The organism is Pedobacter petrophilus (genome assembly GCF_009674725.1).
GTDB classification, from domain to species: Bacteria; Bacteroidota; Bacteroidia; order Sphingobacteriales; family Sphingobacteriaceae; genus Pedobacter; species Pedobacter petrophilus.
Window position 1 is genome coordinate 66,215 of sequence record NZ_WKKH01000014.1, and the last position, 12,330, is coordinate 78,544.

Annotated in this window: 9 protein-coding genes; all 9 read right to left on the reverse strand. The window is 37.8% G+C overall.

The features are described 5' to 3' along the window. Window positions 1-4: 4 nt before the first annotated feature. Window positions 5-1,228, reverse strand: coding sequence for an OmpP1/FadL family transporter (locus GJU39_RS11110; RefSeq protein ID WP_154280876.1), 1,224 nt, complete (start codon window positions 1,226-1,228; stop codon window positions 5-7). Between the two features lie 75 nt (window positions 1,229-1,303). Continuing rightward, a complete protein-coding gene (locus GJU39_RS11115) occupies window positions 1,304-1,615 on the reverse strand; it encodes a DUF3467 domain-containing protein (RefSeq protein WP_154280877.1) in 312 nt (103 codons plus the stop codon). 76 nt (window positions 1,616-1,691) lie between these two features. Next, on the reverse strand, window positions 1,692-1,913 hold the full coding sequence (locus tag GJU39_RS11120; protein ID WP_154280878.1) for a hypothetical protein: 222 nt from the start codon (window positions 1,911-1,913) through the stop codon (window positions 1,692-1,694). Window positions 1,914-2,005: 92 nt separating this feature from the next. After that, on the reverse strand, window positions 2,006-2,251 hold the full coding sequence (locus GJU39_RS11125) for a hypothetical protein (protein ID WP_154280879.1): 246 nt from the start codon (window positions 2,249-2,251) through the stop codon (window positions 2,006-2,008). Between the two features lie 91 nt (window positions 2,252-2,342). Further along, a complete protein-coding gene (gene rpoC / locus GJU39_RS11130; RefSeq protein ID WP_154280880.1) occupies window positions 2,343-6,629 on the reverse strand; it encodes a DNA-directed RNA polymerase subunit beta' in 4,287 nt (1,428 codons plus the stop codon). Between the two features lie 75 nt (window positions 6,630-6,704). Next, window positions 6,705-10,508 (reverse strand): DNA-directed RNA polymerase subunit beta, encoded by a 3,804-nt coding sequence (rpoB, locus tag GJU39_RS11135; protein WP_154280881.1) that lies wholly within the window; start codon window positions 10,506-10,508, stop codon window positions 6,705-6,707. 157 nt (window positions 10,509-10,665) lie between these two features. Continuing rightward, window positions 10,666-11,043 (reverse strand): 50S ribosomal protein L7/L12, encoded by a 378-nt coding sequence (rplL, locus tag GJU39_RS11140; RefSeq protein ID WP_131557191.1) that lies wholly within the window; start codon window positions 11,041-11,043, stop codon window positions 10,666-10,668. Between the two features lie 64 nt (window positions 11,044-11,107). Then, window positions 11,108-11,629, reverse strand: a complete 522-nt coding sequence (gene rplJ, locus GJU39_RS11145; protein WP_154280882.1) for a 50S ribosomal protein L10 — start codon at window positions 11,627-11,629, stop codon at window positions 11,108-11,110. A 2-nt stretch (window positions 11,630-11,631) separates the two neighbouring features. Beyond that, window positions 11,632-12,330: a 50S ribosomal protein L1 gene (rplA, locus tag GJU39_RS11150; RefSeq protein ID WP_342448198.1), complete on the reverse strand. Its 699-nt coding sequence runs from the start codon at window positions 12,328-12,330 to the stop codon at window positions 11,632-11,634.

Consider the following 12,330-nt stretch of genomic DNA (forward strand, 5'->3'; position numbering starts at 1 on the left):
TCTCCTACCATTTATAAGTTAGTGAAAGACCAGGTGCATAAACCAAAGTCTTGAAAGTACCGTCTAATCCGGTTTCTATGTTCTTTTGCTGACGTGATTTCACATCTTCGAAAAAGAATGATGCATTTACCTCAAAGTGGCTCGTTGGTGCATAACCAACACCAGCACTTAAGATATAACGATCAGCATCTGGTGCTTCGGGAGTTACAAACCCATCTTGCACCGGTGAAAATGCATAGCCAACACCTGCTCTTAAAGCCAGTTTTTCTGATGCCTGATGATTGATACCTAACTTAAATGAAGAACCATCACGGTAATTACGCGCAGATTTTGTATCAGCCAATGCAGATGTGTTAGTAGCATAATCAAAAGCAAGTTCCTCATAGATACGCCACTTTACCCAACTGGCATCAAATGCTAAAGTTGTACTTTTTGATAATGGAACGCCTACCCCCAAAGTTGTTGTTGATGGTAATGGCAATTCTGCATTAAAAGTATTTCCTGCAGGAAACGAAGTTCGCAATGATTCAGGCACATCAAATGTTGCCGTACCATCGTTTAATTTTGTTACTACTTTTGATTTATGAACTACAGCGAAAGTGATATTGCTTTGCGTTTTTACGTATAAACCAGCATTCCAACCATAACCACTGCCAGTTCCTTCTAAGGTAGCATGACCAGACCTTCCATCAGGAAAATTTACAGGAAGTGCCCTTTGAAGGTTTACTTCTCCATGGTTGTATACAAAACCTGCTCCAATACCGATGTGATCAGTAATTTTTACACTTAGTGTTGGCTGGAAATAGATTGCCTTCAAATTCAGAGATGTTAAAGCATATCTGCCAGACCACTCATTCCCCCAATCTACTAAACCGCCAAAAGGTGTATAAACGCCTAAACCTAGCTTCCATTTATTCGACTTTGGTCCCCATACGGCATAAGCCTCGAAAGGCGGTGCAATTTTATTTTTAACATTTTCTGTGATGTTCGATCCTGTTTGCTTAAATGCAGATTTGAATAATAATGGATTTACCCCAGCAGAAATCGAATTTTTTTCAAGAAAGGATACTGCTCCCGGATTGAAGAATACCGATGCTTCATCCAAAGCCAATGCAGACCCGGCACCTGCCATTCCAATCTGTTTTTGCCCTTGTAAGTTAACCTGGAACCCCTGCCCAAATACCCATAGGGGGACAGAAAGTAATGCGCTCAATAGAAGTTTTTTCATTTTATATATGGTTATATCACAAATATATATTATGCAGGCATAGCAAGCAAATATTTCCGGTAAGAATTTAAGTGATTAAGCTTGTGCAGTTGGTCCACCGAAGCCCATTGGAAAAGGAGGCTCTTCCTGCGTTTTAATACGCCCATTCACAGCTTCAAATTTTTGAAGATTATCTTCCAAAGCATTTAACAAACGTTTAGCATGTTCTGGCGTTAAAATAATGCGTGATTTTACTTTTGCTTTCGGGATGCCGGGCATCACCCGGATAAAATCCAGTACGAATTCAGTATTTGAATGCGTGATAATTGCAAGGTTAGAGAAAATACCTTCCGCAATTTCTTCTGATAACTCTATATTTAATTGATTTTCGTTTTGTTGTTCTTCCATGATAGTTCAAAAATAAAAAATTCCGCTGCTTACAGGCGGAATTAAATGTAATATTATAAATGAGTTATTTTATAATTTATTTAATCATAAAATTTACAATACCTATTACTGATCCTACTATGGCTAAAAATTGAATTAAACCTACAAAATAAATCGTTTTTTGCATATTTGCAATATCTTCCTTAGTAGCTAAAACTTCACGTTTGTTTTCAAATTCGTTTTTCACTTCTTCTTTAACAGACGAAATGAATTGATTAGCCTTTAAACGTTTTAAAAGACATATTTGATTAATGGTCATTTACCTTAATTTGATTTAAATTATCGAATTTATTTATAATAAAAAAGTCTTAGCAGTTTTGTTAAATTATTTTCAATTAAATATTTAAGAAATTATTTTTTAATAAACATTAATATAAAACCAAATGTTACAGCAATTTGTCCAATCCAAAATATAAACATCCATTTAATAATATCTGCTTTTGAATTAGCTAAATCTTCTTTTGTTGCCAAAATTTCCCTTTTGTTATCAAATTCGTTTTTTACTTCTTCTTTTACAAAAGAAACCAACTGTTCGGCTTCCTTCTCGCCAAGTTTTAATTTCAAAATCTGAAAGAGTTGAATTTCTGTAACACTCATTACTTTATTTTTATCTAAAACTACAAAATCTATTCCAAACAAAAAAGTCCTCCACTTTTGGTGGAGGACTTAATTTGAATGTATTTAAATTCTATGCTTCTACTTCTTCTTGTTTCGAAGCTAATAATTTATCGTATTCTTCCTGAGAACCAACGATGATTCTTTCGTAACCACGTACACCAGTACCTGAAGGAATTAAGTGACCAACGATCACGTTTTCTTTCAAGCCTAACATATTATCGCGTTTACCTGCAATCGCTGCCTCATTTAATACTTTCGTAGTTTCCTGGAACGAAGCCGCAGAAATGAACGATTTAGTACCTAATGATGCTCTTGTAATACCTTGTAAGATAGAACTTGCCGTTGCCGGTCTTGCATCTCTAACCGTAATCTGTTTTAAATCTTTACGTTTCAATTGAGAATTTTCATCTCTTAATTTACGTAACGAAACAATCTGACCTGGTTTGATCTCATTTGAATCACCTGCATCTTCAACAACTTTCTTGTCGTACATGGCGTCGTTCTCGTCAGCAAAATCCCAACGGTCAACAGCATTGTTTTCTAAGAAAATAGTATCACCCGGATCTTCAATGTGAACTTTCTGCATCATCTGGTGAACAATTACCTCGAAATGCTTATCGTTAATTTTCACACCTTGCAAACGGTAAACCTCTTGAATACCATTTACTAAGTATTCCTGAACCGCTGCCGGGCCTTTAATTGATAAGATATCTGCTGGCGAAATTGAACCATCTGATAAAGGCATACCAGCTTTTACAAAGTCATTATCCTGTACAAGGATGTGTTTAGACAATGGAACCAGGTATTTTTTAACTTCACCATCTTTCGATTCGATGGTAATTTCACGATTACCACGTTTAACACCACCTAAAGTTACCACACCATCAATCTCAGTTACTACAGCCGGGTTTGAAGGATTACGCGCCTCAAATAACTCCGTTACACGAGGCAAACCACCGGTAATATCCCGGGTTTTACCAGTTGCACGAGGAATCTTGGCGATAATCTGACCAGTTTGGATCGCTTCACCTTCATCAACTGAAACGTGGGCTCCTACCGGAATGTTATAACCTTTAATGAATTCACCTTTCTTATCAACGATCTGAACAGATGGATTTTTAGTTTTATCACGGGTATCGATAATCACTTTTTCACGGTGACCAGTTTGCTCATCTGATTCTTCACGGAAGGTAACACCTTCAATAATTGCATCAAAATGTGCTTTACCGGCAAATTCTGATAGAATAACCGCGTTGTATGGATCCCACGAACAGATTTTATCACCTTTTGATAACTTATCTCCTTCTTTAACGAATAAGAAAGCACCATAAGGAATATTATTGGTTACAATAATACGTCCTGTTCCTGGCTCAACAATTTTGAACTCACCAGAACGACCTAATACAACCTGAACAATACCATCTTCTGTTTTAGTATCAACAGTACGGATATTTTCAAATTCGATAATACCATCAAACTTAGCTACGATGTTTGATTCTGCAGCAATGTTTGATGCAGTACCACCCACGTGGAAAGTACGAAGGGTTAACTGTGTACCTGGCTCACCGATTGATTGTGCTGCAATTACACCAACTGCTTCACCTCTTTGAACGCGTTTACCAGATGCCAGGTTACGTCCATAACATAATGAACATACCCCTCTTTTATTTTCGCAGGTTAATACCGAACGGATTTCGATCCCTTCTAACGGAGATTCTTCGATTAGTTTTGCAACTTCCTCGTTGATGTCTTCACCAGCACCTACTAATAAGGTATTATCTAAAGGATTATAAACATCGTGTAATGATGTACGACCTAAAATCCTGTCATATAATGGCTCCACAATATCTTCCTGATCTTTCAATGCAGTAGTGTACATACCTCTTAAAGTACCACAATCTTCCGAATTAACGATCATATCCTGGGCAACATCATGTAAACGACGAGTCAGGTAACCCGCATCAGCCGTTTTTAACGCCGTATCCGCCAAACCTTTACGAGCACCGTGAGTAGAGATAAAGTACTCTAATACCGATAAACCTTCTTTAAAGTTTGATAAGATCGGATTTTCAATGATATCACCACCTGAACCTGATTTTTGAGGTTTCGCCATCAAACCACGCATTCCGCAAAGCTGACGAATCTGCTCTTTCGAACCACGTGCACCTGAATCAAGCATCATGTAAACCGAGTTGAAACCTTGATTATCCGAAGATAACTGATTCATCACGAAAGTGGTTAACCTGTTGTTGATACGGGTCCAGATATCGATAATCTGGTTGTAACGTTCGTTGTTCGTAATGAAACCCATGTTATAGTTGTTTCTTACTTCTTCAACTTCGTTAGCAGCCTGCTCTAATAAAGTATGTTTTTCTACCGGAATGTTTACGTCTTGTAAGTTGAACGATAAACCTCCCTGGAAAGCCATGCGGAAACCTAATTCTTTGATATCATCTAAGAATTGAGAAGAACGGGCCATACCTGTCATTTTAACTACTTCACCGATAATATCTCTTAACGATTTTTTAGTTAATAATTCATTGATATAACCAACCTCTTCAGGAACCATTTGGTTGAACAATACTCTACCTACTGTAGTTTCTGTTAATTTATTAACGATAGAACCGTCATTTTGCTTAACATTTACCCTTACTTTTATAAAAGCATGTAAGTCTAATTCCTTCTCATTATAAGCGATAATTACTTCTTCCGGAGAATAAAAATTAGAATCCTGTCCTTTTACTACTCTGGTTTCATCAGTTCTACGGCCTTTAGTAATATAATAAAGACCCAAAACCATATCCTGAGAAGGTACTGTAATTGGCGTACCGTTTGCAGGGTTTAAGATGTTATGCGCAGCCAGCATCAATACCTGGGCTTCCAAAATTGCTGCGTTACCTAAAGGTAAGTGGACAGCCATCTGGTCACCATCAAAATCGGCGTTGAATGCAGTACACACTAAGGGGTGTAACTGGATTGCTTTTCCTTCAATTAGTTTTGGCTGGAAAGCCTGAATACCTAGCCTGTGTAACGTTGGTGCACGGTTTAACAATACCGGGTGACCTTTTAATACATTTTCTAAAATATCCCAAACCAACGGATCTTTCCGATCAACGATTTTCTTAGCAGATTTAACTGTTTTTACCACGCCACGCTCAATCATCTTACGGATAATGAACGGTTTGTAAAGCTCAGCAGCCATATCTTTAGGAATACCACACTCGTGTAATTTAAGGCTAGGCCCTACAACAATTACCGAACGAGCTGAATAATCCACACGTTTACCTAATAAATTCTGACGGAAACGACCTTGTTTACCTTTCAGGATATCTGAAAGTGATTTCAAAGCACGGTTACCTTCAGTTTTTACCGCGTTAACTTTACGTGAGTTATCGAATAATGAATCCACAGCTTCCTGTAACATCCGTTTCTCATTACGTAAAATTACTTCTGGTGCTTTAATCTCGATCAAACGTTTTAAACGGTTGTTACGGATAATTACACGACGGTATAAATCATTTAAATCTGAAGTAGCGAAACGACCACCTTCTAAAGGCACTAAAGGACGTAATTCTGGTGGAATAACCGGAACGATTTTAACAATCATCCACTCCGGACGATTCTCAATACGGGTATTAGCACCACGGAAAGCTTCAACAACCTGAAGACGTTTTAAAGCCTCATTTTTACGTTGCTGAGAAGTTTCGTTAGCAGCCTGGTGACGTAAATCATAAGATAAAGTATCTAAGTTAATACGTTTTAATAAATCTTCTAATGCTTCAGCACCCATTTTGGCGATGAATTTATTAGGATCTTTATCGTCTAAGTATTGGTTTTCTTTAGGTAATTTATCTAAGATATCTAAATATTCTTCTTCTGTTAAGAAGTCCATGTAGTTGATACCTTCTTCAGCCATTAAGCCTGATTGGATTACTACATAACGCTCGTAATAGATAATTAAATCTAGTTTTTTAGTAGGTAAGCCTAATAAATAACCGATTTTGTTTGGTAAAGAGCGGAAATACCAGATGTGTGCTACAGGAACCACCAAAGCGATGTGTCCCATACGCTCACGACGTACTTTCTTCTCTGTTACTTCAACACCACAACGGTCGCAAACAATCCCTTTATAACGGATCCGTTTGTATTTACCGCAATGACATTCGTAATCTTTTACCGGACCAAAAATACGCTCGCAAAACAAACCATCACGCTCAGGTTTGTAAGTACGGTAGTTAATGGTTTCTGGTTTCAACACCTCACCACTTGAACGCTCCAAAATAATCTCCGGAGACGATAAGCTAATCGTGATTGATGTGAAATTGCTTTTTAATTTATTATCCTTTTTGTAAGACATATCTCTTGTATAAGGTTAAAGCTTAAAGCTCAAAGACCAAAGCTTTTAGCTCTAGTCTTTAAGCTTTTTGCTTAATTAATCTAACGTAATATCTAAACCTAAACCACGTAACTCATGTACCAATACGTTAAACGATTCTGGTACACCTGGAGTTGGTAGGTTTTCACCTTTAACAATGGCTTCGTAAGTTTTAGCTCTTCCGATTACATCATCCGATTTAACGGTTAAGATTTCCTGAAGAATATTAGCAGCACCGAATGCCTCTAATGCCCAAACCTCCATCTCACCAAAACGCTGACCCCCGAATTGAGCTTTACCACCCAATGGCTGTTGCGTAATTAATGAGTATGGTCCGATTGAACGGGCGTGCATTTTATCATCAACCATGTGACCTAATTTCAACATGTAGATAATACCTACTGTTGTAGTCTGATCGAAACGCTCACCTGTTAAACCATTGTATAAGTAAGTTTTACCTGAAGCAGGAACACCCGCTTTAGCAATCCACTCTTCTACCTCAGTATGGGTAGCACCATCAAAAATCGGAGTTGCAAATTTAACACCTAATTCCTGACCTGCCCATGCCAAAATAGTTTCATAGATCTGACCAAGGTTCATACGTGAAGGTACACCCAATGGGTTCAACACAATATCAACCGGAGTACCATCGGCTAAGAAAGGCATATCTTCATCACGTACAATACGTGCAACAATACCTTTGTTACCGTGGCGACCTGCCATTTTATCACCTACTTTTAATTTACGTTTTTTAGCAACATAAACTTTTGCCATTTGTACGATTCCTGAAGGAAGCTCATCACCTACACTGATCGCAAATTTATCGCGTTTGTAAGCTCCAAGTTCTTCGTTAACACGGATACCGTAGTTGTGAAGCAACATTTTAATCATCTCGTTTTTATCATCATCAGTAGTCCATTTGTTAGGGCTAATGTGATTATAATCAAGATCTGCTAAAATTTTCTGCGTAAATTTAGCGCCTTTAGCAACCAATAATTCTTTGTAAATATTAAATACACCCTGAGATGTTTTTCCGTTTACAATAGTGAATAATTTGTCTACTAATTCTGCTTTTAATTTCTCAGTGATGCTAGTGTAACCTTTGTCTAATTTCTCAATCGCTGATTTTTCTTCAGCTTTAGTAGTTTTCTTAGCACGGCTGAATAATTTAGTATCAATTACCACACCCTGGATGGAAGGAGGAGTTTTTAAAGACGCATCTTTAACATCACCTGCTTTATCACCAAAGATTGCACGTAGTAATTTCTCTTCCGGTGAAGGATCAGATTCTCCTTTTGGAGTAATCTTACCAATCAAAATATCGCCTTCTTTTACATCAGCACCAACACGGATAATACCATTTTCATCAAGGTCTTTAGTAGCCTCTTCAGAAACGTTCGGGATATCTGGTGTTAATTCCTCTTCTCCACGTTTAGTATCACGTACTTCTAATTCAAACTCTTCAATATGCAGTGAAGTGAAAATATCATCACGAACAATACGTTCGTTGATTACAATCGCATCCTCAAAGTTGAAACCTTGCCAAGGCATGAAAGCCACTTTTAAGTTTCTACCTAATGCCAATTCACCGTTTTGAGTTGCATAACCTTCGCAAAGCACTTGTCCTTTAGTAACTTTCTGACCTTTTCTAACGATTGGTTTTAAGTTGATACAAGTATTCTGGTTGGTTTTTTTGAACTTAATTAAACGGTAAGTTTTGCTATCACCTTCGAATGAAACTAAACGATCATCTTCGTTACGCTCATATTTAATGGTGATTTCGTTAGCATCTACATATTCTACCACACCGTTACCTTCAGCATTGATCAAAGTTCTGGAGTCACGTGCAACGCGACCTTCCAAACCTGTACCAACGATTGGCGCTTCAGGACGTAACAATGGTACGGCCTGACGTTGCATGTTCGATCCCATCAAAGCCCTGTTCGCATCATCATGTTCTAAGAACGGAATCAACGACGCAGCGATTGAAGTAATCTGATTTGGTGCAACATCCATTAAGTCTAATTTCTCAGGCTCAATAATCGGGAAGTCACCCTCATAACGTGCTTTAACGCGTGGTGTTGTAAATACACCTTTATCATCATATTCTGCATTAGCCTGAGCGATGGTTTTTCCATCCTCATCTTCAGCAGATAAGTAAATAACGTCCGAATCAACAACTACCTTACCATCTTCAACACGTTTGTATGGTGTTTCGATGAAACCTAAATTATTGATTTTTGCATGCACACAAAGTGATGAAATCAAACCAATGTTTGGTCCCTCCGGTGTTTCAATCGTACATAAACGACCGTAGTGAGTATAGTGAACGTCACGTACCTCGAAACCAGCTCTTTCACGTGATAAACCACCTGGGCCTAAAGCTGATAAACGGCGTTTGTGTGTAATCTCTGCCAATGGATTCGTTTGATCCATAAACTGAGATAACTGATTGGTACCAAAGAAAGAGTTGATCACTGATGATAACGTACGGGCATTAATCAAATCAGTTGGCGTAAACACTTCGTTATCGCGAATGTTCATACGCTCACGGATTGTTCTGGCCATACGGGCTAAACCAACACCGAACTGTGCGTATAATTGCTCACCTACCGTACGTACACGACGGTTAGATAAGTGGTCAATATCATCCACTTCTTCTTTAGAGTTGATCAATTTGATCAGGTATTTTACAATCGCAATAATATCCGCTTTCGTTAATACTTTTACATCATCAGGAGTATTCATTTTCAGTTTACGGTTGATGCGGTAACGACCAACATCACCTAAATCGTAACGTTTATCCGAGAAGAATAAACGATCAATGATACCACGGGCCGTTTCCTCATCAGGTGGTTCTGCGTTACGCAAAGCACGATAGATGTTTTCAACAGCCTCTTTTTCTGAGTTTGATGTATCTTTTTGTAATGTATTATAAATAATGGTATAATCGGCCTGGCTGGCACCATCTTCCTTAGAAAGGATAATGGTTTTAACACCGGCTTCGATAACCATATCAATGTGTTCGTCTTCTAAAACGGTTTCTCTTTCAAGAATCACTTCATTACGGTCGATAGAAACTACCTCACCTGTATCTTCATCTACAAAATCTTCGACCCATTTTTTTAATACTCTTGCAGCCAGTTTACGACCGATATATTTCTTTAAGCCTGATTTACTAACTTTTACTTCGTCAGCAAGATCAAAAAGCTCCAGAATATCTTTATCAGAATCGTAACCGATAGCACGTAATAAAGTGGTAACCGGGAATTTTTTCTTACGATCGATGTAAGCGTACATTACGTTATTAACGTCTGTAGCAAACTCAATCCATGAACCTTTGAAAGGAATAACACGTGCAGAATACAATTTGGTTCCGTTAGTGTGACGGCTTTGGCCGAAAAACACGCCTGGAGAACGGTGTAATTGCGAAACGATAACACGTTCTGCACCGTTGATAACAAATGTACCTTTTGGCGTCATGTATGGGATTGTACCTAAATACACATCCTGAATAATGGTTTCAAAGTCTTCATGTTCAACATCGTTACAAGAAAGCTTTAGCTTTGCTTTTAATGGAACATTGTAGGTTAATCCACGCTCAATACACTCGTGTATATCGTAACGTGGCGGATCAACAAAATAATCAAGAAACTCTAATACGAAGATGTTTCTCGAATCTGTTATTGGAAAGTTCTCAGCAAACACTTTAAACAAACCTTCGCTAGAGCGATCGTCTGATGTGGTATCTATCTGGAAAAATTCTCTGAATGATTGCAATTGCACATCCAGAAAATCCGGATAGTCTATAATGTGCTTACTAGTTGCAAAATTTACTCTTTGTTCGACTGTCTTTGCCAATGGACTAAAAGATTTTAGTTTAAGAATAAACTATTTGTTTGGTTCGGGTTTGAAACATTCTCATTAACCAAACAAAATGAGATGTTTATAAACAGGTAAAGACACCAACATTTTCAGTCGGTGTCTAATACATTTTTAGCTTAGCTAAATTAAGTGATTACTTAATTTCAACTACTGCTCCAGCTTCTTCTAATTGTTTTTTAAGAGCTTCTGCTTCGTCTTTAGTTACACCAGTTTTTAATTCTTTTGGTGCTCCGTCTACTAAGTCTTTTGCTTCTTTCAAACCAAGGCCAGTTAAGTCTTTAACAAGTTTCACAACTGCTAATTTAGCGCCACCAGCTTCTTTCAAGATAACATCAAATGCTGTTTTTTCTGCAGCAGCAGCAGGTGCATCACCACCAGCAGCAGGACCAGCAACTACAGCAGCAGCTGCAGGCTCGATACCATACTCGTCTTTTAAGATTTGAGCTAATTCGTTAACTTCTTTAACGGTTAAGTTTACTAATTGCTCAGCAAACGATTTTAAATCTGCCATTTTATTAAGATTTTAAATTTTTACGTAAAATAATTTTGTTTAATTTGCGAACTTAAGGTGTTCGTTAACCTTCTCTTTCTTGTAGAGTTTTAACAATTCCTGCAATTTTGCCTCCGCTTGATTTAAGCGCAGATATAACATTCTTAGCTGGCGATTGTAATAATCCAATGATATCTCCAATAAGCTCTTCTCTTGATTTCAGGCTTACTAAGTTATTCAATTGATCATCACCAACGTATACTGATGAATCTATAAATGCTGCTTTAAGCAATGGTTTATCAGAAGTTTTTCTCAAAGCTTTAATCAACTTAGCCGGAGCATTTGCTGTTTTTGAGAATAATAATGATGAAGAACCTTTAAGGGCTTCGTATATCTCAGAAGCATCGCCATCTAAACCTTCAATCGCTTTGCGGATTAAAGAGTTCTTAGCAACCTTCATGATGATATCATCTTCGAAACATTTGCGGCGGATGTTATTGATCTGCTCAACAGAAAGGCTAGAGGTATCAGCAATATAGAAATTGCCATACTCCTGCATTTGTCCTTGTAGTTCTAGAACTACTTCGTTTTTTTCTTCTCTGTTCATGATTAGATCCCCGCTACTGATTTAGTTTCAATTGCAATCCCAGGACTCATTGTTGAAGACACGTGAATGCTTTTAAAATAAGTTCCTTTTGCAGCAGAAGGTTTTAATTTAGAGATTACCTGAATAATTTCAAGTGCATTCTCATAAATTTTATCTGCTGTGAATGATACTTTTCCTATCGAGGCGTGTATGATACCCGTTTTGTCTACTTTAAAATCAATCTTACCTGCTTTAACCTCAGTTACAGCTTTACCAACATCGTTAGTTACTGTACCTGATTTTGGATTAGGCATTAAGTTCCTTGGACCTAAAACACGGCCCAATTTACCTACCTTAGCCATACAAGCTGGTGTAGTGATAATAATGTCTACATCGGTCCAACCACCTTCAATTTTAGCAACATACTCGTCTAAACCTACGAAGTCTGCGCCAGCTGCTTTTGCTTCTTCTTCCTTATCAGGAGTTACTAGAGCCAAAACACGTACAGTTTTACCTGTTCCGTGTGGTAAAGTAGCAATCCCACGTACCATTTGATTGGCTTTACGCGGATCTACACCTAAAGATACATCAATATCAACTGATGCATCAAACTTAGTGGTAGTGATTTCTTTTACCAAAGCAGCAGCAGCCTGTAAAGTATAAGCTTTACCAGCTTCTATCTTAGCATGTGCCTTTTTTTGATTTTTAGTTAATTTCGCCAC

Bases quoted from the DNA above. Each gene is read 5' to 3' on its own strand.
- GJU39_RS11110 (WP_154280876.1), bottom strand. From the start codon at position 1,228: ATGAAAAAACTTCTATTGAGCGCATTACTTTCTGTCCCCCTATGGGTA.
- GJU39_RS11115 (WP_154280877.1), bottom strand. From the start codon at position 1,615: ATGGAAGAACAACAAAACGAAAATCAATTAAATATAGAGTTATCAGAA.
- GJU39_RS11120 (WP_154280878.1), bottom strand. From the start codon at position 1,913: ATGACCATTAATCAAATATGTCTTTTAAAACGTTTAAAGGCTAATCAA.
- GJU39_RS11125 (WP_154280879.1), bottom strand. From the start codon at position 2,251: ATGAGTGTTACAGAAATTCAACTCTTTCAGATTTTGAAATTAAAACTT.
- rpoC (WP_154280880.1), bottom strand. From the start codon at position 6,629: ATGTCTTACAAAAAGGATAATAAATTAAAAAGCAATTTCACATCAATC.
- rplL (WP_131557191.1), bottom strand. From the start codon at position 11,043: ATGGCAGATTTAAAATCGTTTGCTGAGCAATTAGTAAACTTAACCGTT.
- rplJ (WP_154280882.1), bottom strand. From the start codon at position 11,629: ATGAACAGAGAAGAAAAAAACGAAGTAGTTCTAGAACTACAAGGACAA.